Source organism: Chryseobacterium electrogenes (genome assembly GCF_053553015.1).
Genome location: NZ_JBNPPB010000002.1, coordinates 146,779 through 171,011, shown reverse-complemented (window position 1 = coordinate 171,011; position 24,233 = coordinate 146,779). Strand labels below are relative to the sequence as shown.

25 protein-coding genes are annotated in these 24,233 nt (G+C 33.0%); 8 read left to right on the top strand and 17 right to left on the bottom strand.

What is annotated here, in order from left to right; all coding sequences use genetic code 11:
• Positions 1 to 223: 223 nt before the first annotated feature.
• Positions 224 to 1,150: a 23S rRNA (adenine(1618)-N(6))-methyltransferase RlmF gene (rlmF, locus tag ACQQ6V_RS00790; protein WP_448843694.1), complete on the bottom strand. Its 927-nt coding sequence runs from the start codon at positions 1,148 to 1,150 to the stop codon at positions 224 to 226.
• 3 nt (positions 1,151 to 1,153) lie between these two features.
• The gene (locus ACQQ6V_RS00785; protein ID WP_448843693.1) at positions 1,154 to 1,531 is read right to left on the bottom strand and encodes a c-type cytochrome; all 378 of its coding nucleotides are present in this window, start codon (positions 1,529 to 1,531) and stop codon (positions 1,154 to 1,156) included.
• A gap of 164 nt (positions 1,532 to 1,695) precedes the next feature.
• On the opposite strand from ACQQ6V_RS00785, the gene dusB reads away from it, so the two are divergent.
• The 3 genes from dusB to ACQQ6V_RS00770 all read left to right on the top strand — a co-directional run bounded on the left by dusB (position 1,696) and on the right by ACQQ6V_RS00770 (position 5,268).
• Positions 1,696 to 2,688 (top strand): tRNA dihydrouridine synthase DusB, encoded by a 993-nt coding sequence (dusB, locus tag ACQQ6V_RS00780; RefSeq protein WP_448843692.1) that lies wholly within the window; start codon positions 1,696 to 1,698, stop codon positions 2,686 to 2,688.
• Positions 2,689 to 3,008: 320 nt separating this feature from the next.
• The gene (locus ACQQ6V_RS00775) at positions 3,009 to 3,917 is read left to right on the top strand and encodes an ABC transporter ATP-binding protein (RefSeq protein ID WP_448843691.1); all 909 of its coding nucleotides are present in this window, start codon (positions 3,009 to 3,011) and stop codon (positions 3,915 to 3,917) included.
• Positions 3,918 to 3,951: 34 nt separating this feature from the next.
• Positions 3,952 to 5,268: an ABC transporter permease gene (locus ACQQ6V_RS00770; RefSeq protein WP_448843690.1), complete on the top strand. Its 1,317-nt coding sequence runs from the start codon at positions 3,952 to 3,954 to the stop codon at positions 5,266 to 5,268.
• A 177-nt stretch (positions 5,269 to 5,445) separates the two neighbouring features.
• Here the strand turns inward: ACQQ6V_RS00770 and ACQQ6V_RS00765 are convergent, their stop codons facing one another.
• On the bottom strand, positions 5,446 to 7,116 hold the full coding sequence (locus ACQQ6V_RS00765) for a glutamine--tRNA ligase/YqeY domain fusion protein (protein ID WP_448843689.1): 1,671 nt from the start codon (positions 7,114 to 7,116) through the stop codon (positions 5,446 to 5,448).
• Between the two features lie 247 nt (positions 7,117 to 7,363).
• On the opposite strand from ACQQ6V_RS00765, the gene ACQQ6V_RS00760 reads away from it, so the two are divergent.
• The 4 genes from ACQQ6V_RS00760 to ACQQ6V_RS00745 all read left to right on the top strand — a co-directional run bounded on the left by ACQQ6V_RS00760 (position 7,364) and on the right by ACQQ6V_RS00745 (position 11,356).
• Complete coding sequence (locus ACQQ6V_RS00760) at positions 7,364 to 8,041, top strand: response regulator transcription factor (protein WP_448843688.1); 678 nt, start codon at positions 7,364 to 7,366, stop codon at positions 8,039 to 8,041.
• Between the two features lie 35 nt (positions 8,042 to 8,076).
• Positions 8,077 to 9,138 (top strand): sensor histidine kinase, encoded by a 1,062-nt coding sequence (locus ACQQ6V_RS00755; RefSeq protein ID WP_448843687.1) that lies wholly within the window; start codon positions 8,077 to 8,079, stop codon positions 9,136 to 9,138.
• 177 nt (positions 9,139 to 9,315) lie between these two features.
• A complete protein-coding gene (locus ACQQ6V_RS00750; RefSeq protein WP_448846162.1) occupies positions 9,316 to 9,903 on the top strand; it encodes an IS1096 element passenger TnpR family protein in 588 nt (195 codons plus the stop codon).
• A 178-nt stretch (positions 9,904 to 10,081) separates the two neighbouring features.
• Positions 10,082 to 11,356, top strand: coding sequence for an alpha-amylase family glycosyl hydrolase (locus ACQQ6V_RS00745; protein ID WP_448843686.1), 1,275 nt, complete (start codon positions 10,082 to 10,084; stop codon positions 11,354 to 11,356).
• Positions 11,357 to 11,428: 72 nt separating this feature from the next.
• Here ACQQ6V_RS00745 and ACQQ6V_RS00740 read toward each other — a convergent pair whose 3' ends face one another.
• The 13 genes from ACQQ6V_RS00740 to ACQQ6V_RS00680 all read right to left on the bottom strand — a co-directional run bounded on the left by ACQQ6V_RS00740 (position 11,429) and on the right by ACQQ6V_RS00680 (position 21,936).
• Entirely contained in the window at positions 11,429 to 12,079 is a 651-nt protein-coding gene (locus ACQQ6V_RS00740) for an NAD(P)-dependent oxidoreductase (protein WP_448843685.1), read from the bottom strand.
• A gap of 53 nt (positions 12,080 to 12,132) precedes the next feature.
• Entirely contained in the window at positions 12,133 to 12,543 is a 411-nt protein-coding gene (locus ACQQ6V_RS00735; RefSeq protein WP_448843684.1) for an Rrf2 family transcriptional regulator, read from the bottom strand.
• A 69-nt stretch (positions 12,544 to 12,612) separates the two neighbouring features.
• Positions 12,613 to 13,566 carry a hypothetical protein gene (locus ACQQ6V_RS00730; RefSeq protein WP_448843683.1) on the bottom strand — a complete coding sequence of 318 codons (954 nt, stop codon included), beginning with the start codon at positions 13,564 to 13,566 and terminating at the stop codon, positions 12,613 to 12,615.
• 180 nt (positions 13,567 to 13,746) lie between these two features.
• The gene (locus ACQQ6V_RS00725; RefSeq protein WP_448843682.1) at positions 13,747 to 14,631 is read right to left on the bottom strand and encodes a pirin family protein; all 885 of its coding nucleotides are present in this window, start codon (positions 14,629 to 14,631) and stop codon (positions 13,747 to 13,749) included.
• 26 nt (positions 14,632 to 14,657) lie between these two features.
• Positions 14,658 to 14,963 carry a GNAT family N-acetyltransferase gene (locus ACQQ6V_RS00720; RefSeq protein WP_448843681.1) on the bottom strand — a complete coding sequence of 102 codons (306 nt, stop codon included), beginning with the start codon at positions 14,961 to 14,963 and terminating at the stop codon, positions 14,658 to 14,660.
• 49 nt (positions 14,964 to 15,012) lie between these two features.
• Positions 15,013 to 15,888 carry a pirin family protein gene (locus tag ACQQ6V_RS00715; RefSeq protein ID WP_448843680.1) on the bottom strand — a complete coding sequence of 292 codons (876 nt, stop codon included), beginning with the start codon at positions 15,886 to 15,888 and terminating at the stop codon, positions 15,013 to 15,015.
• 12 nt (positions 15,889 to 15,900) lie between these two features.
• A complete protein-coding gene (locus tag ACQQ6V_RS00710) occupies positions 15,901 to 16,248 on the bottom strand; it encodes a hypothetical protein (RefSeq protein ID WP_448843679.1) in 348 nt (115 codons plus the stop codon).
• A gap of 206 nt (positions 16,249 to 16,454) precedes the next feature.
• Positions 16,455 to 16,772, bottom strand: a complete 318-nt coding sequence (locus tag ACQQ6V_RS00705; RefSeq protein ID WP_448843678.1) for a helix-turn-helix domain-containing protein — start codon at positions 16,770 to 16,772, stop codon at positions 16,455 to 16,457.
• 46 nt (positions 16,773 to 16,818) lie between these two features.
• Positions 16,819 to 17,172, bottom strand: coding sequence for a transposase (locus ACQQ6V_RS00700; RefSeq protein WP_448843677.1), 354 nt, complete (start codon positions 17,170 to 17,172; stop codon positions 16,819 to 16,821).
• A gap of 74 nt (positions 17,173 to 17,246) precedes the next feature.
• On the bottom strand, positions 17,247 to 18,035 hold the full coding sequence (locus tag ACQQ6V_RS00695; RefSeq protein WP_448843676.1) for a hypothetical protein: 789 nt from the start codon (positions 18,033 to 18,035) through the stop codon (positions 17,247 to 17,249).
• A 75-nt stretch (positions 18,036 to 18,110) separates the two neighbouring features.
• Positions 18,111 to 19,544 carry a hypothetical protein gene (locus ACQQ6V_RS00690; protein WP_448843675.1) on the bottom strand — a complete coding sequence of 478 codons (1,434 nt, stop codon included), beginning with the start codon at positions 19,542 to 19,544 and terminating at the stop codon, positions 18,111 to 18,113.
• 51 nt (positions 19,545 to 19,595) lie between these two features.
• Positions 19,596 to 20,189 carry a hypothetical protein gene (locus tag ACQQ6V_RS00685; RefSeq protein ID WP_448843674.1) on the bottom strand — a complete coding sequence of 198 codons (594 nt, stop codon included), beginning with the start codon at positions 20,187 to 20,189 and terminating at the stop codon, positions 19,596 to 19,598.
• 154 nt (positions 20,190 to 20,343) lie between these two features.
• Entirely contained in the window at positions 20,344 to 21,936 is a 1,593-nt protein-coding gene (locus ACQQ6V_RS00680) for a helix-turn-helix domain-containing protein (RefSeq protein WP_448843673.1), read from the bottom strand.
• A 364-nt stretch (positions 21,937 to 22,300) separates the two neighbouring features.
• Here ACQQ6V_RS00680 and ACQQ6V_RS00675 point away from each other — a divergent pair, with 364 nt between their 5' ends.
• Positions 22,301 to 23,221 carry a helix-turn-helix transcriptional regulator gene (locus ACQQ6V_RS00675; protein WP_448843672.1) on the top strand — a complete coding sequence of 307 codons (921 nt, stop codon included), beginning with the start codon at positions 22,301 to 22,303 and terminating at the stop codon, positions 23,219 to 23,221.
• Positions 23,222 to 23,223: 2 nt separating this feature from the next.
• Here the strand turns inward: ACQQ6V_RS00675 and ACQQ6V_RS00670 are convergent, their stop codons facing one another.
• Complete coding sequence (locus ACQQ6V_RS00670) at positions 23,224 to 24,225, bottom strand: ABC transporter substrate-binding protein (RefSeq protein ID WP_448843671.1); 1,002 nt, start codon at positions 24,223 to 24,225, stop codon at positions 23,224 to 23,226.
• Positions 24,226 to 24,233: the final 8 nt, after the last annotated feature.

Here is a 24,233-nt window from a genome sequence, read left to right as displayed (position 1 = left end):
TTTTTCGAATTGCAAAAATAGTGATTTTAAAATCTTTATGAAACTTAAATTTTATACAACCTCAAAAGCGTATTAATGAGTTAAAATTTTATTAATCTTATCAATTAAAAAAACATCGAATTGCAGCAGCCCGACCTGAGTGGAGCTCATTGATATTTTTTTTCGGAAAAATATTAATAGCGGGAACGGAGGGCGGATTAAGCTGCCCTAATTATTAATAAATCTAAAATACTATTTTTCTTTTTTCTTGAGGAATAAATGTCCAAGCCAAAATTCTACTTATTTTTTGACCTTGTGCCATATCGATAACTTTGACTTCTAAAGCTTTAACAGTCTTAAGTAAACTTGTTAATTGATACAAATTTTCTTTTTTGGAAACCAAACTCGTGAACCACAATACCTGCGTAGAAAACTGCGCACTTTCTCTAATCATATTAGAAATAAAAGCAAGCTCGCCACCTTCGCACCACAACTCCGACTGCTGACCAGAGAAATTGAGAAGCGGTTTTTGAGCCTTGGATTGTTTTAGATTTTTTGTTTTTCTGAGATTGCCTTTTATGGCAGACTCTTCGGAATCATGAAAAGGCGGATTACACATTGTAAAGGTAAATCTATCGCCTTTTCCAATAATATTTTTGAAAATCGATTGAGAGTCTGACTGTAATTTCAACTTGATTGCAGATGAAATTTTGGGATTTTTTCCTAAAATCAGATTCGCATTATCGAGAGATTTTTGATTAACATCTGCGCCTAACATCTGCCAACCGTAAGAAGCATGTGCAATTAATGGATAAACTAAATTAGCGCCAACGCCGACATCCAGACCTTTTACAGATAATCCCGTTGGAATCTCATCTAAATTTTCTGCCAACAAATCTGCCAAATAATGAATATAATCTGCTCGCCCCGGAATAGGTGGGCATAAGTTATCATCCGGAATGTCCCAATACTCAATATTATAATAACGCAATAACAATGCTTTATTAAGCAATTTCACGGCTTTGGGAAGACTGAAATTAATAGTTAAAGTCCCATATTTATTTTCGAAAACATAATGTTTCAGCTCTGGTAAATATGTTATTAACTCATTAAAATCATAAGAATTACGATGAAGGTTTCTCGGATGCAAGTCAGATTTTTCGGTAGACATTTATTATTTTTTTTGGCTTAACACGTAGGCTGCCATTAATTTTGCATTCTCCTTACTCAATCCGCTATGTGGCGCCATTGGTACACTTCCCCACACGCCAGACGTCCCATTAATAATTTTATCAGCCAACATATCTACATTTTCTGGTGTGTTTTCATATTTAGCGGCAACATCCTGATAAGCAGGCCCAATCATAGTTTCGTTAATCTTATGACAAGCCAAACAATCCGCACCTTCTACAAGAGATTTCCCTTCTTCTAATGGCGTCAGCTTAACTTCTGGCTCTTGTACCTCTGTTGGTGAAGGCGATTCTACTGGCTCTACCTTTTTATCACAAGATGCCAATAAAGTGATGCTTAAAATCAAAACTACTTTTTTCATATTCCTTAATATTATCCACAAATTTAATGATTGCTATCGGATTGATTTACATAAAAATCTATGATTAAATATTAGTTAGCTAAATTAGAATTATTATAAAAAACAGATTATAAACCCAAAATTCTTTATATTAATATATCGTCTACAATGCTTATTTTTGCAACATGGTAAAAATTGGCAATATAGAACTTCCTGACTTTCCGCTTTTGTTAGCACCAATGGAAGACGTTTCGGATCCACCTTTCAGAAGATTATGCAAGATGCATGGTGCAGACTTAATGTATTCAGAATTTATTTCTTCCGAAGGTTTAATTCGTGATGCTATGAAAAGTCGAAAAAAATTAGACATTTTCGATTACGAAAGACCTGTTGGTATTCAGATTTTTGGTGGCGACGAAGAAGCCATGGCATTATCTGCTAAAATTGTAGAAACTGTAGAACCAGACTTGGTAGATATTAACTTTGGTTGCCCTGTAAAAAAAGTGGTCTGCAAAGGCGCAGGCGCAGGTGTGCTTAAAGATATTGACCTTATGATCCGTCTTACCAAAGCGGTGGTTAACTCTACACATCTTCCCGTAACTGTAAAGACGAGATTGGGCTGGGACAATGACAGCATTAACATTGACGAAGTTGCAGAAAGATTACAAGAAACAGGCATAAAAGCTTTGACAATCCACGCCAGAACGCGCGCACAAATGTACAAAGGCGAAGCCGACTGGAATCATATTTCTAGAATTAAAAACAATCCTAACATCGAAATTCCGATTTTTGGGAATGGTGATATTGACTCTCCAGAAAAAGCTTTGGAATATAAAAACAAATTCGATTGCGATGGCATTATGATTGGTCGTGGTGCAATTGGTTATCCTTGGATTTTTAATGAAGTTAAACATTTCTTTGCAACGGGAGAAATCTTACCAGAACCAACTATTGCAGACCGATTATTAGCCGTAAAACAACATGCAGAATGGAGCGCAGAATGGAAAGGCGAGCGTCTAGGTCTTATAGAAATGCGCCAACATTACAGCAATTACTTCCGTGGGATACCGCATTTTAAAGAATTTAGAAGACAGTTTTTAGAGGTTTTCACTTTAGTAGAATTGGATGAATTGATAGAAAAAACGAAAACTTTCTACACAGAAAATAGTTTTTCTTAAAGAATTCTGATTTCTTTTTTTAATTGAAATCAGAATTCTGTAACATTATGTAAAGTTAGATACTAATCTATTGTAAATTAAATCTCTTTCGGCAAGGGACAATTTCTTAACAGAAACCTAATCCCTAGCCACGATGGAAGCGGCATCCTTTTTTTTTGGAGTGAGGTGGCGGAGCGAAGCGGAGCCATCCGAGCGACAAAAGAAAAGATACAGCGGACAGCGTGAAATAGCTCCTAAAAAAAGAGATCACAAAAAAAACGCCTAATTAATATAAGCTCGTTGCTGATTAATCTCATCAATGAACATCAAAACAAAATAATATGTTAAGAGCAGAACACGTTAAAAAAACATATAACGCCGGCAAAAAAGTAGCACTTGAAGACTTCAGTATTGATGTGCCCAAAGCCAGCATCTACGGACTTCTTGGTCCTAACGGCGCCGGAAAAACGTCCTTTATCAGAATCATCAACCAGATTACGCAGGCGGACTCTGGCGAGATTTGGATTAATGACCAAAAACTCAATCCTGAACATATTAGAGATATTGGTTATATGCCGGAAGAGCGTGGACTTTACAAAAACATGACCGTGGGCGACCAATTATTATACTTCGGAGAGTTGAAGGGCATGAGCCGAAAAGACGCATTGGAGCAGGCTAAATATTGGTTTCAACAATTGGAAATTGACCAATGGTGGAAGAAAAAGCTAAGCGAATTGTCCAAAGGTATGGCGCAAAAAATTCAGTTTGTAGTGACTGTGTTACACCGTCCAAAATTGCTGATCCTGGACGAACCTTTTTCTGGTTTTGATCCTGTTAATGCCAACCTTATTAAAGATCAAATCATTAAGCTTAAAGAACAAGGCACAACCATTATCTTATCCACGCACCGCATGGAGAGTGTGGAAGAAATGTGTGATTACGTCGCATTAATCAACAATTCTCAAAAGATATTGGACGGAAAAGTTTTTGATGTTAGAGAGCAGTTTAAGAAAAATGTATTTTCCGTAATCTTATCAGATGTTGTAGACAGTCAATTGGAAAACTTTACCAATCAACACGCTATTAACAATCTAAAAACCGAAAACGGATTGATTTCCTTCGAGCTACAAAATTCTGAAAATCAAAATCTTATTTTGCAAAATCTTAGCAATATTGGGAAAATCAGAAGCTTTAACGAGAAAATACCAAGTATGAACGAAGTCTTTATTAGTGCCGTGACAGAAGCTTAATTTCAGCGTTTTAGAACCATTCAATTTATAAAAAATGAAAAATATTATACTCATTACCAAACGAGAATTTCTAACGCAGGTTAAGAAAAAATCATTTGTAATACTGACCATTCTTGCCCCATTGTTGATGATAGGATTTGGCGTTTTGGTGGCTTTTATGTTTAAAGCTAACGAATCCGAATACAACTTTAATGTCATTGACAAAAGTGGATTATTTGACAAACAACTAAAGTCTAGCAAAGATATTACTTACACTATTGTCCCTACTTCCACAGAAAAAGCTTTGGAAGCGTCTCTCAAAGAGATGAAAAGTGTTGATGGCTTATTGATTATTCCAGAATTCAACAATTCGGAGTTCGAGAATTTGGAAAGTCAAACCAAATTGTTGACCAACAAAAAAATCGGAATGGACACCAAAAATGCCATTAACAAAGATCTTTCCGAGATTCTAAAAAAAGAAAAAATTAAAAAACTCGGTCTTTCCGAAAATCAAATTTCAAGCCTTAATTCTGGTTTCAAAATCACTACTCAAAACGTTGTTGATGGTAACAAGCCAGATAACGACTTTGCTTTTGGGATAAAATCTGCATTGAGCATGATTCTTATGTACGCCACTTTTATGTTCATCATCATCTACGGCGTTCGTGTTATGAGAAGCGTTTTAGAAGAAAAAAACAATCGCGTGGTAGAGATTATCATCTCGTCTGTAAAACCATTTGAGTTGATGATGGGTAAGATTATCGGCGTAACTTTAGTTGCATTAACTCAGTTTATCATATGGATCGCTATGTTTGTAGTCGCTGCGATTTTCCTTAATACAGGATTCGGAACGATGCAAAAAAATATGCCAGCTGGGGCAGAAAACCCAATGAGCAAATTAGATATCCAGCAATTGGCGACACAAATTTCGCATACCTTATTAGACATGAATTTCGGAATGATCATCATCGTTTTCATTCTATTTTTCTTGGTAGGTTACGTATTTTACAGCTCTATGTACGCAGCAATTGGCTCGGCAGTGGACAACGAAACAGAAACACAGCAATTCACGCTTTTCGCAATGATTCCATTAATGTTAGGCATGTACGGCAGCTTTACGATTATCAATAATCCGGACGGTCCATTAGGCTTTTGGCTTTCCATTATTCCGTTTACTTCGCCTGTTGCGATGGTGGCGAGAATTCCGTTTGGTGTTCCAATTTGGCAGATTGCATTATCCTTAAGTTTATTAATCATCTCCACATTGTTCATGGTCTTTTTGGCTGGAAAAATCTACCGAATCGGCATCTTGATGTACGGCAACAAAGCCACTCTGAAAGAGCTTTGGAAGTGGATGACCACTAAATCATAATTTTTATTTGGGCGCCTGTATCCGTCTCCAGCTCCCACTCTTTTCTGGCACGCCATTTCGCTTCGCGCCATGCCGCGCCAGAAAAGGAGTTACGCTTTCGCCGGGGCGCAGATGAGCACAAAAAATCCCGATTAGAAACCTAATCGGGATTTTTTTATCGTTTATTTCAACTTCAAATTAAGGCTTATAACCATCTTTTAAAGTCACTGTTCTATTGAAAACCAGTTGGTCATCCGTAGACGTTTTATCTTTAATAAAATAACCTATCCTCTGGAATTGATAATGATCTTCTAAAGTTGCATCCTTAAGACTTGGCTCTCCAAAACCTTTTTTAACAATAACAGATTCTGGATTAACAAACTCCATAAAGTCAACATCTTTCTCCGCATCTGGTTGCTCATTAGTAAACAATCTATCATAGATATTAACATCAATTGGTAACGCATGTTGTGCAGATACCCAATGTAACGTACCTTTCACCTTTCTAAGACTTGCCTCTGTACCGCTTCCTGATCTAGAATCCTCATCGTATGTTGCAAAAATAGTAGTGATATTGCCCTCAGCATCTTTCTCTACACGATTAGCCTTGATGATGTAAGCAGATTTCAATCTTACTTCTCCTCCAATCGTTAATCTGAAGAATTTCTTAGGCGCTTCTTCCATAAAGTCTTCACGCTCTATATATAATTCTCTCGAGAAAGGCACTTTACGCGTTCCTGCATTTTCATCTTCAGGATTATTTTCGGTGTCTAACCATTCGTCTTGACCTTCAGGATAGTTTTCGATAATTACTTTTACAGGATCTACAACAGCCATAACACGGGTTGCAATCTTGTTAAGATCTTCTCTCACGAAAAACTCTAACAACTGGATTTCTATTAAGTTTTCGCGTTTTGCAACACCTACTCTATCGATAAAACTTTTGACAGCTTTTGCCGTAAAACCTTTACGTCTCAATCCAGAAATAGTCGGCATACGAGGATCATCCCAACCAGTGGTAACACCTTCTGCAACCAATCGTTGTAATTTTCTTTTAGAAGTTACCATATAACTCACATTCATCCTTGCGAACTCACGTTGCTTAGGCGCTACTTTTCCTTCGTCATATACTTGATCTAAGTACCACTCGTATAATGGTCTGTGATTTTCGAATTCTAAAGAACATAAAGAGTGCGAAATTTGTTCTAAATAATCACTCTCGCCATGCGCCCAATCGTACATTGGATAGATTTTCCAAGCATCACCTGTACGGTGGTGAGGACGCTTAAGGATACGATACATAACAGGATCACGCATGTTCATGTTAGGAGAGTTCATATCAATTTTTGCACGAAGACTCATTGTTCCTTCTTCAAATTCGCCATTTTTCATTCTCTCGAAAAGATCCAAACTTTCTTCTGTTGGACGATTTCTGAAAGGTGACTCTACGCCATCTTCAAAAGGATTTTTTCTCTGCGCTGTGATTTCTTCAGAAGATTGCTCATCAATATAAGCTTTCCCTTCCTTAATCATAGCTACTGCCCAGTCATAAAGCTGCTGGAAATAGTCAGACGCATAGCACTCTTGGTCCCATTGGAAACCAAGCCACTCGATATCTTTTTTGATAGAATCTACAAATTCTTGTTCTTCTTTTTCTGGATTAGTATCGTCAAAACGTAAGTTAACGGGTGCGTTATACTTTTGACCTAATCCAAAATTAATGCAAATGGCCTTTGTATGTCCAATATGCAAATATCCGTTAGGCTCTGGTGGAAACCTAAAACGGAGACTTTCCTGACTTAAACCATTGTTTAAATCATCTTCGATAATTTGCTCTAAAAAATTAAGAGACTTCTTTTCTTCTTCCATAACCTGTATAGTGAAGCTGCAAATTTAGTGAAATTGTTATGAAAAATTAACTCTAATTCTATAAAAACAATAACGGAAGTATGATAACATAGCATTATTATAATTTCAAATAGCTATCTTTATTATTTACAATTAATTAATAGTATCTTTCAAAAAAACACAGATGTATTAATTATTTGTAAACTATTAAGGACTCTGTAATTTTGAGTTCATTTTTTATTAATTTTGAACAACATAAAAAGTAAAAATGAATCGCAAAAAAATTCTTTTAATTGATGATGAGCAAGACATCTTAGAAATGTTGTCTTATAATCTGGAAAAAGAAGGCTATCAAGTCCACACTGCATCTAACGGTAATGAAGGGATAGCCAAAGCCAAAGAAATCATTCCTGATCTAATTTTAGTTGATGTAATGATGCCCGAAAAAGATGGCATAGAAACTTGCCAAGAACTTCGTCAGATAAAAGATTTACAAAAAACATTAATTGTTTTCTTATCTGCTCGCAGCGAAGAATTCTCCCAATTAGCTGGATATCAAGCAGGCGCCAATGATTATATCATAAAAGTAATCAAGCCAAAAGTATTAGTTTCTAAAATTGCTGCACTTCTACAATTAGGAGCAAAAGCTAATGAAAATACCAATTATATAGAATTAGGAGATCTTATCATTGATAAAGATAACTTTAAAGTAACCAAAAGTTCTGAAGAGTTTTTGTTACCCAAAAAAGAATTCGATCTTTTATTCTTATTAGCATCTAATACTGAGAAAGTTTTTAAAAGAGAAGAAATTTTAGAAAAAGTTTGGGGTAACGATGTCATTGTTGGAGAACGTACCATAGATGTACACATCAGAAGGTTACGAGAGAAATTAGGCATTCATACCATACAGACTCTTAAAGGAATTGGTTATAAATTGGTCGTATAAGATTTTCATTAGAAAATCTTTTTTAATTTTATAGCATGTATATTTTAAAATCTCAAAAAATATCCATTAACTGGATTTCTGCTGCTGCATCTCTATCATTGGTATTAGTTATTGCTTTGGTAGCTTTATTATTTCAATACTATACGGAAGATCAAAACCTTAAATCTCAAAACTTTAATCTTTTCTTATTTGTCACATTAACATTAATACTAATTCTTAATTATTTTGTTTTAGAATTCTTATTCAGTTTTTACAGCAAAAAACAGATCCGTACCATCACCAGGATATTACCTCAAAATATTATCCAAGATTATGGCAACGACATGAGCTTGAAAGAACTAGGAGAAAGAGTATCTGAGATGAGTTTCAAAAATGATTTTGAACTTGATATGATGAAAGAGATGGAGCGTTTCCGGAAAGAATATGTTGGCAATGTTTCTCACGAATTAAAAACCCCATTATTCTCCATCCAAGGTTATATAGAAACCCTATTAGAGGGCGGCGTAGAAGATCTTAACATTAGAGACAAATACCTGCAAAGAATAGAAAGTTCTGTAGAACGCCTACTTAATATTGCAACTGATCTTGATATGATTAATCGGTTTGAATCTGGTCAAATACAACTTAACATTACCGTCTTTGATATTAATCAATTGATAGAAGAAATCTTTGAGCTCTTAGATCTAGAAGCAGACAAAACATCTATGAAGCTAGAGTTACAAAGCACTCAGAAGAAATTAATGGTGAAAGCTGATAAGCAAAAAATATCTCAAGTCTTTACCAATCTTATTTCTAATGCTGTAAAATATGCCAACCGAGAAGGTGCGAGAATAGTCGTTTCTACCAAAGAAGCTACAGAAAGCATCCACATAACTATAGAAGATAATGGCATGGGTATAAAACCCGAAAACCTCGCTCGTATATTCGAAAGGTTCTATCGCGTAGAAAGCAGTAGAAACCGTAAAGATGGAGGATCAGGATTAGGATTAGCCATTGTAAAACACATCTTAGAAGCTCATAAACAACACATTGCTGTAGAAAGCGTCTATCTTAGTGGGACAAAGTTCAAGTTCCGGTTAGAAAAAGCAGAAGCCTAATAATCAACAACAATCTCTTTTAATTTTAAAATAAGCCTCGAAGATTAAGACTATTAAAAAGCCGAAAATGTAATAAAATCATTTCATAAAAAAAATTATTGTTTTGTCTTTTATCACAATTCATTTGTTTTATATTTGCAGCAGAAATTAACATTAAAATTAGAAGAAGAAAGAGTAATGGTTTATAAGATAAGAGTCATTTTAGACGCCAAGGAGAGTATCTTTAGAGATATTGAAATCAAAGACAAACAAACCCTTTGGAATCTCCATCTTGGGATAAAAAGTGCTTTCAGCTTGCCAGGTGACGAGCTATCTTCATTCTATTTTTCTGATGAAGAATGGACTGAAGGTCGTGCTGTACCTTTAGAAGATATGAGCGATGATGGCGACGGAGAAATCATGTCGGATATTTATCTAAATGAGGGTTTTCCTGAGAAAGGAAGCAAAATGAGATTTCAATATGGTTTTATTGATTTGTGGGAGTTTTTCTGTGAATTAATAGAAATTGAAGAAGAAAAACCATCCGTTAACTATCCAATTACTGGTTATAGATTCGGAAATGTTCCTTTAAAAGCGCCAAGCAAAAGCGGAAGTAGCAACGGAAGTGGTTCTAAAAAATCAGCAATATCTATTATGGATGATGATTTTGGTTTTGAAGAAGATTTTAAAACCGTAAGCTTCGAGGATGAAGATGATGATTACAATGACGATGACGAAGATGATGGTTACAATGACGACATCGGATTTGATGACGACGAGGATTAGATTTGACCTAAAAAAGAATAAAAAAGCCAGCCCAGACTATATCTGAGCTGGCTTTTTTGTGTAAATACCATTTATAGATTACTTTTAAGTATTTTTGATATGTAATTTAATCATAAAAAGAAATTTCACTTTAGAAATCAGCCATTTATAGTAGTCTTGCACCATAAACGCATATTATATGAATAATCCCCAAGAATGGAAACATACCACCAATATTTACGAAGTTAACCTCAGGCAATATACCAAAGAAGGTACCTTCAAAGCTTTCGAAAAAGAAATGCCTCGTCTGAAAAATATGGGCGTAGAGACACTTTGGTTTATGCCAATTACTCCCATTGCACAACAAAATAAAAAAGGAAGCATGGGAAGTCCTTATGCTGCGCAAGATTATGTAAGCATTAATCCAGAATTTGGTAGTTTAGAAGATTTCAAACACATGGTGGACGAAGCGCACAAGCATAGCTTCAAAGTGATTATAGATTGGGTGGCTAATCATACCGGTTGGGATCATGTCTGGACAAAGACTAATCCCGAGTTTTATCTTAAAGATCCGGATGGAACATTTCATATTGCAGAAGGTATGGACGATATTATAGAACTTGATTTTTCTAACCCGAAATTGAGAGAAGCCATGATAGATGCAATGAAATTCTGGGTAAGAGAAACTAACATTGATGGTTTTCGTTGTGATCTGGCAAGTTGGGTAGAAGTTGATTTTTGGGAGCAAGCAAGACCGGAAGTTGAGAAAATTAAACCCTTGTATTTCTTAGGAGAATATGATGAGTTAGAAACGCCCGCTTACGGAAAAGTTTTTGACGCCAGTTATTCTTGGAAGTGGATGCATCTTTCTAAAGATTTTCACCAAAATAAACTGCCAATTTCTGATCTTAAAAAACTACTAGAAGACTATTCTAATATCGGCGATAAGTCTATGAGAGCTTGGTTCACAAGTAATCATGATGAAAATTCTTGGAACGGAACCGAATATGAAAAATATGGTGATATGGCAGAAGCTTTGGCTGTATTTTCTGCTACTTGGAATGGCGTACCGTTATTATACAGCGGTCAAGAGTTACCACTGAAAACTAAACGTCTGGAGTTTTTCGATAAAGATCCAATTCCGTGGACTGGTACTTATCAATTAGCTGATTTTTATAAAACGTTGCTTACTTTAAAGTCTAATAATCCTGCCTTGCGTGGTGGTGATCCAGCAGTCACAACCTATTGGATAAAAACCTCAGCCGATGACAAAATTATGGGCTACATTAGAAAAAACGGAAATAGAGAAGTTTTGGTTTTGTTAAATCTTTCTGATAGCAACATTAACTTTACATTAGACTCTGAAGAAGTTAATGGGACTTATACCAATATTTTCAGTACAGAAGTACAAACCATCTACAAGGAAAGTAACTTTCTGATGAAAGCTTATGATTATTTAGTATTTGAGAAGTAATTGCATTACTATTATAGATAAAACAAAGCGCCGAAAAATTTCGGCGCTTCTATTATTTATTAAAATTTCGGATTAATATCCAGCAGTAAAACGTTGTTGGATGTGATTATTTTGCTCTAGCTCATCAACTAAAGCTACAGCAACGTCTTCTACAGAAATAACACTTCTACCGTTATCACCAAAAACTGGAGTTTCTAACGCCGTTCTGTAAGTCCCAACTCTTGTACCAGACGTCCCTTGGTGCATCTCTGGCGCTGGGCTAAAGTAAGTCCAATCTAAGGTTTTATTATCTTTGATAACATTCAAATAATCGCGAGCTGCCTGTGCCCCTGCTTTTATTTCTTCAGGAAAACCTTCAGAATCAACAATCTGAGTTCCGTCTGGTGTGTAAAGGCTACCTGCTCCACCAACAACAACAAGACGTTTTACACCAGAAGCTTCTACTGCTTTTTCTATGCTTTTAGAACCGTTAAGAAAGTCATTATAAATGTTAGGATTAGTCCAACCAGCATTATAAGCACTAATAATGGCGTCGCTTCCTTTTAGTTTTTCTGATAATTCTGCTTCATTATTAATGTCCACGGTCTCCACAACAAGATGATTTTGTGGATCAATCTTAGATGCATCACGTACAATTGCTGTTACCTCATGACCTCTATTTAATAATTCTTTTACGACTTGTGAGCCAACAAATCCTGTTGCTCCGATAACTGATACTTTCATAATATTTAATTTATATTGTAACTATTTTTATTACATTTAATTTTAAAAAAAATTTAGTCAAACTTCTGACCAAAATCTTTTACTGTTTTAGTTTTGAGAAAATCGATCACTTGTCGATCAACTCCATGATATAAAGAATCTAATTCTTCATTAATTTTTATTCCTACTGGACAATTAGGATTAGGGTTTTGATTTTTTTTGCCTAACAATTCAGATTCATTAATTGTTATAAAAACATCTGCTAAAGTAATTGAATCTGGAGATTTCCCTAACTGACTTCCCCCCTCTTTGCCTTGCTTACTTATGACCAATCCAGCATTTCTGAGAACACTTATTTCTTTTCTTACAATAGCAGCATTAATGTTAATACTTCCTGCAATCCAATCAGATGTTACCCATACATTAGAACTTTTATATAATAAAGTCAAAATATGCATTGCGGTAGAAAATCTGGTATTGTTCATAATTATGATGCAAATGTAAAGAAAATTTTAATTGTAACAAAATTAATTACATTAAAGTTTTGTTAAAATTTATAAAATCAATTTGTCTAAATCTAATAATAAGTAATTAATGTTTTGATTAATCGTTCTTGTGGCAGATTGCATCTGATTAAGCATTGCAGCTCTATTATGTAGATCTTCTGATCGATATTCTCCTCCATTATTAAAAATAACAGATTGATTAGCTTGCTCTATATTATCTTCAAATTGATAATGTAGCCAACGTTGTTTGATATTCTGAAGTATGGATCTTTCTTCCTTATTAGAAAATTTCTTCTCCGTATACATATACCAGATAAAAGGCGGAAAATTGGCAGATTCTAACTTTTCGTTCCAGACATCTCGCAAAAGATTTCTCTCGTGGACAAACTCTACCTTTTTACCTTTCGGGTTAAGCGTCATAAATCCAAATCCTGCTCCTAAAATACCTCCACCAATATCAATTGCATTCCCCCAACTATCACTTTTCACAATACCTCCAGCGATAGAAGCTGCCGCACCAGCAACAATAGAATAGATAATCATCTTATTATTTTTAGAACTATTGAGGTTATCCACAAAATTAGCCATCTGCGCCACGCGCTCCCCTTCACAATCAAACTCTGCGGCAACAGCATCCAATTCGGTTAAAGAAATGGTGATTTTACTATTGATTTTATTTTTAAGTTGAAGAACCTTTAATTGTGCTTCGATAGAGTTATTTTTCTTTAGTTCTATAATATCTTCTACCTCATTTAAGTTGCCTAAAGCATTAAGAATTAATATACTTTGATCTGTTAAAACACCTTTCAATTTAGAATTAGCCGCAATGATAGAATCAGAATTGTAAGAAGGCAACTTAACATCATAATTATACTGAAAAGGCGCTTTGCAGTAACTATCTTTCAATGTGAAAATATTCTTATTAATGGTCTTTGTCTTATTAGATACGCAAGACATTAACAATAGTATAATCGCGGCAGAGCCTAGTAAATATGTTTTCAAGATGAATATTTAATAATGATAAAAGGTAATAAAAAAATTAATTCTGTAGAAAATAAATTTTAATCAATTTAATTGAATTCATATAAAATCTGTAATTAATAAAAAGTCTATTTTGTGTAAACTTATTTTAGGACGGGACAATTAATACTAAAAAAAGCCATCCGAAGATAGCTTTTATTTTTATTTTAATGACGTTAACGGCAACGGAACAAAATCTGTTTCGCCTTCAACTTTAGGGAATTTTTGATCTTTCCAATCATGTTTGGCTTGCTCAATAACTTCTTTGCTAGAGCTCACAAAATTCCAATGGATATATCGCTCTTCCGGAAATGGCTCACCTCCGAAAATATAAACTGTTGTATTAGCCGCAATTTCAAACTCACATAACTTAGAATCTTTAGCGATTAGAATTTGTTTTGGGTCATAAACATTACCTTCACTTCTGATGCTTCCTTCTAAAATATACAATGCACTCTCGCCATAGAGATGATCGCCTAGCTTAACAGCTTGTGCTTCGCCTTCATTTTTAATTTCGATAAAATAAAGTGGACTATGGACTGGCACAGGAGATTTTTTGTCAAAAGCTTCGCCAGCAATTAACTTGATCTTAAGCCCTGACTCTTCCCACGACGGAATATCTTGCGCCTCAATATGATGAAACGATGGTTCTGACTGCTCTAACTCTTTAGGCAAAGCAACCCAAATCTGTAATCCATGAAGACTTTTATCTGTATGACGAAGATTTTCTGGTGTTCTTTCTGAATGTACAACGCCCTTGCCTGCCGTCATCCAATTAACAGCGCCAGGATGAATTTCTAATGCTGACCCGATGCTGTCTTTATGCATTATCGCCCCTTCAAAAAGATAAGTCAATGTAGATAATCCAATATGCGGATGCGGTGGTACGTCAAGATTTTCATAATCCTTAAGCTTCGCAGGTCCCATGTGATCGATAAAAACGAATGGCCCTACAGATCTTTTATCTATAAATGGCAATAATCTGCCTACCATAAAGTTACCAATATTAGCAGCTCTTTCTGGGATGATGATTCCTATATTTGACATAATGTTAATGTTTTTAAAGTTGAAATTTAATCAAAAGTTCTAACATTGTCTGCAACAATTCTTTTCCAATCTAGGTGACGCTTGATATAGGCGACAACCAAAGGACACAAAGGATTAAGTTTTTTACCACTTTCTTCTATTGCTGCTAATGTTTTTTCTATAATTGCAGTGGATGCACCTTGTCCTTGTAATGCGTCTTCTACTTCAGTATGCAACAAAGTTATGGTCTCAGCAGTTTCTCTGTAGGTGATAAAGGCTTTGGCGCCATTAATTTCGATTTCGTATTGTTTGTCGGTTTTGTTTAACGGAATGTTTTCAAATTCTGCTTTCATAATATTTATCTTAAATAGTTGATATTTAAATTTTAAAAAATAAGTTCTATTAATCTTCTAAAGATCCAAATTTTCCTCGGTTAAAATCATCAAAAGCCTGGATAATTTCTTCTCGAGTATTCATCACAAAAGGTCCATGGGCGTATATTGGCTCATTAATAGGTTCTCCACTTAATACCAAAACAACAGCATCTTCTGTAGCTTCAATAACAAAATCTGTCCCTTTATTTTTAAAAAGCACCAACTCATCGGTATTAGCATGACTGTCATTGACTTTTACAGCACCTTCTATCACCAATAAAACGGTATTATAATGATCCGGAAAACTAAAGTTAGCTACACCACCTTTTACCAATTTTGCATTCATCATATTAATTGGTGTAAAGGTAAAAGCAGGTCCTTTTTCATCTTGATAATTACCTGCAATAACCTCAACGTAACCCGCATTATTAGGCAAGTCAACCTTTTTCATATCTTCATTAGCAATCGCCTGATATTTAGGATTAGACACTTTATCTTTAGCTGGAAGATTAACCCAAAGTTGCACCATCTGAAACTCTCCACCCGTTTTATTGAAAGATTCTTCATGATATTCTTTATGCAAAACTCCTGATCCAGCCGTCATCCATTGGACATCACCTTCTCCAATAACGCCACCACCACCGCTGCTGTCGTGATGTGCCACACGCCCTTTATAGGCAATTGTCACAGTCTCGAATCCTTTGTGAGGATGCACTCCAACACCTTTTAGATGCTCGCTTGGAGGGAAATTATATTTAGAATTATAATCCAACATGATAAACGGACTCATCCTCTCCATGCTAAGCCCCGGGATACTCGGAATAAAATTATGGACTCTAAAGCCATCGCCAACAAAATGAGTGCCTTGAGGCGAAATAACGCGTTCTACTATTTTTGTATTCATAATCTTGTATTTTTAGTTATTTTGATAAATTGATAATTGTGCAAAAGCATTGTCTGTAAAAGAATAATTTCTTTTTTGGTTTTTAAATTGATCCAAAAGCATCGCTACAACTTCTTGAAAATGATTATCATCAGTTGCCACTTGGAAAACTAAATCAGCTTGTTGAAATGTTAATAATTTTTTCAATTTTTGAATTTCTACAGCATCAATTTTTTGATTAATGACAATCGCATCAAAGTCAATAGATTGATTTTTTTCTATAGCTTCTTCCACAGTATTAACTTTTGTAATGCTTACTAAATTTTGATCGTTAATCATTAATGGATCAAAACCTAAACTTAAAATGTTTCTATTTCTCATGACGATTTATTTTATAGATCAAAATTACTTCAAACTATAATGCTAATCATTGATGTAAGATAAGTCCGTATTATGACATCAAAGCAAAGCAATAGTTAAAATCTATTACACAAAAAATTAATAATATTAGTTTTACACAAACAAAAAAAGCTCAGATTCTAAAATCTAAGCCTTTTTAACGTATATAATAATGAAATAATACCTTCTCAAACAATGAACAACCTTCTCCATTTGGTAACCGTATTCCTACTAATTGCGAAGTGATTTGCCAATTGTATATTATTAAGTTTTTGTTCTTTTTGGTAATCTAATATTTTAAAGATATCAGATCTATTATATGAGCGTAGTCTTTTATTCTGATGATAAGTATCTTTTCTTGTTCCAAAAATTTTATTATTAATTTCAATTACATCAATATTATTAAGAGTTTCTTTTAATAATAAATATTCTAATTCGGTTTTCTTATCGGGAAATTTTTTATTTATGATATCAGAATATATTTGTTTATAGTTAGGGTTATGCATGCTAAGTAAATAATTTATTTTGTTAACCGTTTCTTTAACTTTGATATTAATCTAAAAATTTTTTCATCCATTTATAAAGTGTAGTTTTAGAAATTCCATATCTATTAATAACTTGACTTGTTGTCATTTCACCAGACTTAATCTGATCCAATATAAAATCTATAAGCTCTTTTGTATAAATATTTTTTCGGAATTGTGGTAAAGATGTATTTTTTGTCTTAGCTTCTACTTGTGCAGCTTGAGGCGCATACAAAATAAGATGCTGACAATATATTCTAAAGAAATCATATTCTAGAAGCTTGCACCATTTCAGAAGAATTTCCGTATCCAAACTCGGATCACCATACATCCCTACAATTTCTTCATCTGAACATTTTAAAAAGTTAGATATACGAGACATATCTATATTACTTTCCGTAACTCTTTGACGAATTAATTTTCCTATATGAATATTTTTATAATTAGACATTTCTTTTAATATCTAAAAATCTTTATTGATTTTGTAAAACTCATTCCTGTAGGTTTATTGATGTGCGGATAGCCATCAGGAAGAGAAGATTGCGTATCAGTATTTGCTACATAATCACTATTAACGGTAGATGGTCTCATTACTACCATCCGTATTTTGGTTTTGGCAGACAAAACCGCAATAACAGGTGGTATAATAATACTAGTATTAAGATCGGCATCAGCGAAGTTATAAACCTTACGCGTCCCTGTAAGATCCTTCCATGTCACACCATCATCATTTGAGTATTCTATTTTGACGTTTATGACTATTCTTTCACTATTATGCAAAAGACCAAGGTCGCTGTAGCTTGTCCTACCAGGATTAAAATTTATCACGCCTCCCAACTCGTAATTCCCACTTGTTAATAGCGTAAATATATCTGAGTTATCATCAAAAGAAACGGCACTATTTAATAAAGCATCAGTACTTTTGAAGCTTATAACTATACCTGCTCCATTGTTGGTATTTAGATCTTTTAAATATTGATTATCTGAAGATTTAAAATAAGTCGTAACAATAGGAACCCCATCAATTTTTACAACATTGTTTGTCAAGCTGTCAATGCCTAACAATACTCTACTCTCGCCAATAAATTCTCTTTTCAATTGATCTAACCTTAAAACTTTATGATCTTGACTTGTTTTAGGTATAATATGAAGTGCTGCTTCTGGTTTTTCAGTATTAATACCAACCTGACTGTATGTTTTTATAAAAAGTATAAAAACAAAGAAATACAATATTTTTTTTCTCATTGTGTGTGTTTTTTTTAATTAAAATCTACCAGCATTAGCTGGTAGATTTACATCTTTTGTGTGTATTAGAATCGTTTATTTTTGTTTTATAGTTTGAAGTTCTTTTTGAAGTTTAAAAACCATATTTGATAGATCATCAATCTGTTTTTGTTGTTCGATAGTATGAAGATATAATTCTTCAATTTTCTCCAATGACTGCACAGATAGTTCATTAAGGTCTAATACTTTCTTCCCTTCTATATTTTCTTTTAAATCTTTATAAGAAGTTACTCCTGGCAAATGACCATTATCTTTAATAAAGGTTTCAATATTTTTGAGGGATTTAAATTTGTAAGACGGCTTGAAAATAGATGATCCCGAAAAGTAATCCTGAAAAACATAATCTGCATATCCTCCTGGAGTTCCTAATTCGGATTTATACTTTGTTGCATAAATAGATCCATAGACCCTTAGCCTCTCTCCATTTTGTGGAGAATTTGGATCTGTGGCTGTAGCTTGGCTTGGAATAACATTACTTTCGCTGCCAATAGCCAGCCAGCCAGCATAGGTTGGGACCATTCCAACATCAGGAGTAAAACCATAAAATGCAGTAATTATATTCATTCTATTAGAATTGTCTATCCCTGTACCTACCTGAAAAATAGGATCATTAACATAATTTTGACTCATCGGATTTGGTTGAGAAGAGCTCGTAATAAGATTAAATCTACCAAATGTTGAACTACTTCTTGATGGAGATCTTGTACCTACTCCTAATGCAAAACCATGATTAGCTAAAGCTTGTGCGTCGTTTCCAAATGCGAAAGAATATGCACCCATTGCCCTTGCACCATTACCTCCCGCAAAAGAATAATCCCCGGGAGCAATTGTAGTATTTCCTATTGTCAAAGCACTATTACCCGTTGATTTATTATTATTTCCAAAGCTTACAGAATTTGCTCCTGAAGCTTCATTACCATTACCAATAGCAAGTGAATAAGAACCTACACTACCAGCATGGTTACCTCCTGCTCTCACAGCTCCGTTTACATCAATAGTTGCAGAAGTTGCGCCATTAGAATATACAGTTGTTTTTCCTATCGCAACATTTCCCATTTGATAAATGTTTTGATTATTAGCTGTTGCAGGGGTATTATTTACTTGATTATTCCACGGTTCTTTATAAGCAGGATTGAAATGAATCCATTGTCCTGCAGTACCAGCTGTTTTATCAAAATAATAATAACCAATATCTGTTAAATTTACTGTCTTATTATCAGTATTATCTGGAGCTAAGGCTTCTGTTATATATACAATAGCGCCATCTTGGTCAGCATTATATTTTGAATTGTTTGTTTTCAGTTCAGAGGCTTTTAATCTTGGAGCAATTAATCCGTCGACCTTATTTGCATTTGTAGGTGAAGCTTTTATATCTAATGTAGCTTTGGGAGAATCGTTATCAATACCAACTTGTGAGAATAATGCACATGGAATTAAAAGTACTGCAAAAAGTATTTTATTTGTAATCATTTGTATCTTTTGCTAAGTTTATTAATTATATTTTTTTATTAAATCAAGAAATTAACAAAATATTGGTGGAGGACGTATGAAAACAATTGTCTTATAAGATCTTCTGTTTTCTATATTTTTATAAAACGAACTACAGTTATCGAGGATAAATACATAATAACCATAATTAATTTCACTGTTTACAGATTTTATTTTGTTCTCTGAGAAATTATGTAAGTAATTCTTCTGGATATTTAAATTCGATATTACACTAGAATTATTAGAATTTTCACCGAAATACATTACAAGTTTATAATCTTCGGATTTTATTTTATCTCTTAGCTTCGGTTTAGAATTATTTTTATGAACAACTCTCTGCTTTTTATTTGCAACTTTATTTATGTCATTAAATTCAGAATTTGTAACATCTTCTCGGTTGTAAATTTTAGTATTTTCGGCTATATAAACTTTTCCTTTTGGCTTATTTGTAAAAACAGTACCATGTACTATTGTTGATTCTTTTATAGTAATATCTGTAGAATCTAATAAGTAAATTTGTGAAAATAAAGTATCGAAAAAAAGCGCAAAAAATACAGCTATAACTTTGTAAAAAAAGAAGCTGCATTTTATTTTTGCTTTTCTAGTTAATAGAATATTTTCCATCATTTGTGTTTCGATAGCAAAAGTATTCTCAATCTATATAATAGGAAAACTTTTAGCTGTCACTATTGGCAATTCTACTACTACAAATAGCAAAAACAAATGATTATCAAGCACTTGAAATCATAGACAATATCTACATACAACCGATGGAAATTATTTATTTATTCTTTTTTAATAATTGATTAATGAATTCTGAAGGTGAAATCTCTAACTCTTTCTTGAAAATTTGTGTGAAACGGCTATGATTAGAAAAGCCAGAAAGCTCCGCAAGATGGCTGATTTTGTAGTTTAAATATTCTGGATTATTGACTAGTTTTTCAACTATATATTTAATTCTTAATCCCTGAATATAATCTGTGAAATTTTTATTTTTATTCTTCTGTAAAATATAATTTATATATCTTCTATTGGAACTTAATAGAGATTCCATTTTAGACATAGTAAATCCCTTCTCAGTAAAAAATATAGAATTTTCAAAATCATTAAGTTTGTTAAGTAGTTCTTCTTCTTTATCATCCGACATTATTTTCTGAGGAACCTCGGACATAGATTCTGGCTGACGAGTTTCGATAATATTTGTAGAAATACCTTGATTAGACTCTTCGGCTAATCTCAAGTTTTCTATAATGATTTCGAATTTTTGTTGGATCTTTTTATTCCTATTTCTATTATAGAAGAAGAAAACTAAAATAATTAGGACTAAAAATGAAACAGAAATAACAAGTTTATCACGAAGTTTATATCGCTCAATTTCCTTCTCTTGTAAAAGCAAATTAGAATAATCTGAAGATAGCTTAAGTTTATCCTGATTTATTCTTTTTATTTCATCCGTGATATTTTTTCTTTTTTCTATATTATCTAATCCGTAATTTAGTCGTTCTTCATATATATTTAGAATAGAATTAATTTGTTTTTTTTGCTTTGCTACAATTAGAGCTTTATCAAACCAAATAATTGCCTGTTGATTATTTTTCTTTTCGGCAAAAAGCATAGCTTTAACTAAATATTGTTTTTGTAATATATAATTGCGCTCTTCAGGAATATCCTTCATCAGATCAAAACTTTTATTGAGATATATTTCTGCATCAGGGATTTGATTATTTTTAAAAAAGGAATAACTAAGTAAACTATAAGTCATTGCTAAAAATAATTGATTATCCGTATTACCTTCTTTCTTATATAAATTCTCAGCATAATTGCTAATTTTCTTCCTATAAATAACAGCTTGGGGATAATTATTTTCAGCTTCATAACCGATAGCATTAACTTGCATTAGCAAAAACTCAACGCTTGGATCTTTAATAAGCTTACATGTTTCAATTATTTTTTTCCATGATTGATGATAAAAAGGAGTGTTTTTCAAATCAATATATATCATCATGAGTAAAAAATTAGCCGAAACTTGATCTTCTAATAAATTACAGTTAGGAGCTAATGAATCAACTTTTTTTAGATAACTAATTGCTTCAATATATTGTAAACTCTTAGACTTTGCATCACCTAATCTCAAATATGCTTTACTTTTTTCACAATCATTTTTTGATATTCGCAACATTTCCTTTCCAATAGTGAAAGAATCATTTGCTCCTTTATCATTTTTAACGGACAATTGTTGTATTTTCTCACTGACTTTTAATTTATTTTGTGAAGAATACAAATCAATAGATAGTATCAAAATAAAACTTATTATAAATAATTTAATATAATTATTGTAATTAAAGATTTGTTTTAAACATTTATATTTCAGCATTATGTAGATCTAATATATTTCAAATATAGGATAAATTATTTTTTTTTAATACTCGTATGCTTTGTTAGAGAGACATACATGGCATGAGAGCATACAGAATCAAAAAATTAGTAGATATCAAATCTATCTTAAAAAAAACTTTTAGAGGTCAATATATCTACGGATTTCTATTATACCCTCTCCCGAAATACACCTAATAAATTACTGAATATCAACAATGCAGTTATTTATTTTATTATAAAAACCTTAAGATATTCGTATTTAATGATACTATTAAAGAATTAATATATTGATAACTATTATGACATGATAAAATACATTTACAATGTTTTATTTAGAGTGATTATAAATAGTATATTTAGAAATGAAATTTAAGGAATTAATCATTGACACGAAAAAGAGTGCTGATTTCGAGTATGTGGAAGGAAATCTTCATCTGATAGAAATGAACGGAATTTCTTTGGATCACGCGGTTCTCAACTATTCTAAACCTCACAAGAAAGAAGTTCACAAAAAAGATAAGCACATAGAACTGTTCTTTATGCTCCAAGGCACGCAGAAATACTACGATGACAAACAAACTATTTCTTCTACGGCAACTGGAGAATATGGATTTTTCCATTTACCAGAGATCAACGGTAATATTGATTTTGTGCCCTATGAACAAACTTATAATTCACTCGGCATTGAGTTTTCTGTTCCTTATCTAGAAGCGCTTTTTAAAAATGATTTAGAACTATTGGGAGACTTCGGAAAATCGATTTATGCTAATGAAGCCTCTTTTTTTGCGAAAAATACATCCATCCCGCAAAAAGCAAAATGGATCATCCGTGAAATTCTAAATAATCCTTATAAAAACAAGATGAAACAAATCTATCTGGAAATCAAAATCAATGAATTATTACTTTTAATAATAGATACTAATGAGAAAGATTTTTGCAAAAATGTTTCTTCCGAAATTTTAAACAAAAATGATATCGAAAAGTTATACTATATCAGGGAAATAATTACTCAAAATATTGATAATCCTTTTTCTTTAAAACAATTATCTAGAATTTCGGGCCTTAATGAATTCAAACTCAAAAAAGGTTTTAAAGAGATTTTTGACTATACGGTTTTCGAATATATTTTTGAAGAAAAAATGCAACTGGGAAAAAAATTAATCATTGAAACTAACCAAAGTATTGCAGAAATTGCAAGCAATGTAGGTTATAAAAATGCAACTCATTTTACAGCTGCATTCAAAAAGCATTATCAGATTCTGCCCAGTTTTCTGAGAAAATAAATTTATCTTTTTTCGTAAATTTCTTGATATAGTCTTTCTAAAGTATCAAAGTTTCTCGCTCCGTAATCTAAGAAATCATCATACTGAACTCCAATAATACGCTTATTCTTAATGGCTGATACGTCTTTTATTAACGGATCTGTGAAAAAGTATTTTTCCAGATCACTTTCGGAGACAGGCATTCTGTCCGTTAAGATGTAGATGATGATATCAGGATTCATCTTTATCAAATGTTCAAAAGTATTGTTATTAGAAAATCCATCTACGGCAGGTTTCAGGTTCAATGTTTTTATAATATCATATTGCAATCCTGTTGATATAATTGGTACTCCGAACATTTTTTTTTCAATATCCATAGAATAAATAGCTAAAATACTTAGTTGTTTTTCTGTCTTAGAAGATTTCACTTTCTCCAAAATGTTATCATATTTCTTCTGTAATTCTGTTGCGTAAGCCTCTGATTTTTCTTCTACATTCATAATTTTTCCGAGATTTTTGACATCTTCTATAATTGTTTTAAAAGTAGGAGAATTATGATTGATACTCGCTAACTGAGAATAAACCGGAATGCCTAATTGATTATAATTATCGATACTTCCCTGAAAAGCTTCATTCATACCTCTACCCGATCCTATAAAGATGTCTGGTTGATAACTGGCAATCATTTCTTTGTTGGTTTGCATTTTGTCACCAATGACTTTCAATTGTTCCAATTCTTTTTTCCATTTCCCATTTGGTTTATTATCGAGTTGGAGAATTCCTACGATTTTATCTTTTAAACCCAATTCTAAAAAAATCTCTGTACAAGATAGATTATTGATAACAACTCGCTCTGGCACTTTGTTCAAAGATTGAGGAAAAGCCTTCCCGTCCATATCATAAGAGGTGAATTTCTGATGAAAAGGCGCGTTTTTGTCGGTCTGATTGTTGACTTTTTTCTCATTACAGTTTTGAAACAATAATAATCCGAAAATAGTTAATGTGATGTAATTTATTTTTTTCATTTTGATGG

Coding starts and splice junctions, on each gene's coding strand:
- ACQQ6V_RS00770 (WP_448843690.1), top strand. CDS start 3,952: ATGAAAAATATTATACTCATTACCAAACGAGAATTTCTAACGCAGGTT.
- ACQQ6V_RS00685 (WP_448843674.1), bottom strand. CDS start 20,189: ATGATGGAAAATATTCTATTAACTAGAAAAGCAAAAATAAAATGCAGC.
- ACQQ6V_RS00740 (WP_448843685.1), bottom strand. CDS start 12,079: ATGAAAGTATCAGTTATCGGAGCAACAGGATTTGTTGGCTCACAAGTC.
- ACQQ6V_RS00680 (WP_448843673.1), bottom strand. CDS start 21,936: ATGCTGAAATATAAATGTTTAAAACAAATCTTTAATTACAATAATTAT.
- ACQQ6V_RS00745 (WP_448843686.1), top strand. CDS start 10,082: ATGAATAATCCCCAAGAATGGAAACATACCACCAATATTTACGAAGTT.
- ACQQ6V_RS00715 (WP_448843680.1), bottom strand. CDS start 15,888: ATGAATACAAAAATAGTAGAACGCGTTATTTCGCCTCAAGGCACTCAT.
- ACQQ6V_RS00705 (WP_448843678.1), bottom strand. CDS start 16,772: ATGCATAACCCTAACTATAAACAAATATATTCTGATATCATAAATAAA.
- ACQQ6V_RS00775 (WP_448843691.1), top strand. CDS start 3,009: ATGTTAAGAGCAGAACACGTTAAAAAAACATATAACGCCGGCAAAAAA.
- ACQQ6V_RS00750 (WP_448846162.1), top strand. CDS start 9,316: ATGGTTTATAAGATAAGAGTCATTTTAGACGCCAAGGAGAGTATCTTT.
- ACQQ6V_RS00735 (WP_448843684.1), bottom strand. CDS start 12,543: ATGAACAATACCAGATTTTCTACCGCAATGCATATTTTGACTTTATTA.
- rlmF (WP_448843694.1), bottom strand. CDS start 1,150: ATGTCTACCGAAAAATCTGACTTGCATCCGAGAAACCTTCATCGTAAT.
- ACQQ6V_RS00700 (WP_448843677.1), bottom strand. CDS start 17,172: ATGTCTCGTATATCTAACTTTTTAAAATGTTCAGATGAAGAAATTGTA.
- ACQQ6V_RS00785 (WP_448843693.1), bottom strand. CDS start 1,531: ATGAAAAAAGTAGTTTTGATTTTAAGCATCACTTTATTGGCATCTTGT.
- ACQQ6V_RS00765 (WP_448843689.1), bottom strand. CDS start 7,116: ATGGAAGAAGAAAAGAAGTCTCTTAATTTTTTAGAGCAAATTATCGAA.
- ACQQ6V_RS00725 (WP_448843682.1), bottom strand. CDS start 14,631: ATGTCAAATATAGGAATCATCATCCCAGAAAGAGCTGCTAATATTGGT.
- dusB (WP_448843692.1), top strand. CDS start 1,696: ATGGTAAAAATTGGCAATATAGAACTTCCTGACTTTCCGCTTTTGTTA.
- ACQQ6V_RS00695 (WP_448843676.1), bottom strand. CDS start 18,035: ATGAGAAAAAAAATATTGTATTTCTTTGTTTTTATACTTTTTATAAAA.
- ACQQ6V_RS00710 (WP_448843679.1), bottom strand. CDS start 16,248: ATGAGAAATAGAAACATTTTAAGTTTAGGTTTTGATCCATTAATGATT.
- ACQQ6V_RS00720 (WP_448843681.1), bottom strand. CDS start 14,963: ATGAAAGCAGAATTTGAAAACATTCCGTTAAACAAAACCGACAAACAA.
- ACQQ6V_RS00760 (WP_448843688.1), top strand. CDS start 7,364: ATGAATCGCAAAAAAATTCTTTTAATTGATGATGAGCAAGACATCTTA.
- ACQQ6V_RS00755 (WP_448843687.1), top strand. CDS start 8,077: ATGTATATTTTAAAATCTCAAAAAATATCCATTAACTGGATTTCTGCT.
- ACQQ6V_RS00675 (WP_448843672.1), top strand. CDS start 22,301: ATGAAATTTAAGGAATTAATCATTGACACGAAAAAGAGTGCTGATTTC.
- ACQQ6V_RS00690 (WP_448843675.1), bottom strand. CDS start 19,544: ATGATTACAAATAAAATACTTTTTGCAGTACTTTTAATTCCATGTGCA.
- ACQQ6V_RS00670 (WP_448843671.1), bottom strand. CDS start 24,225: ATGAAAAAAATAAATTACATCACATTAACTATTTTCGGATTATTATTG.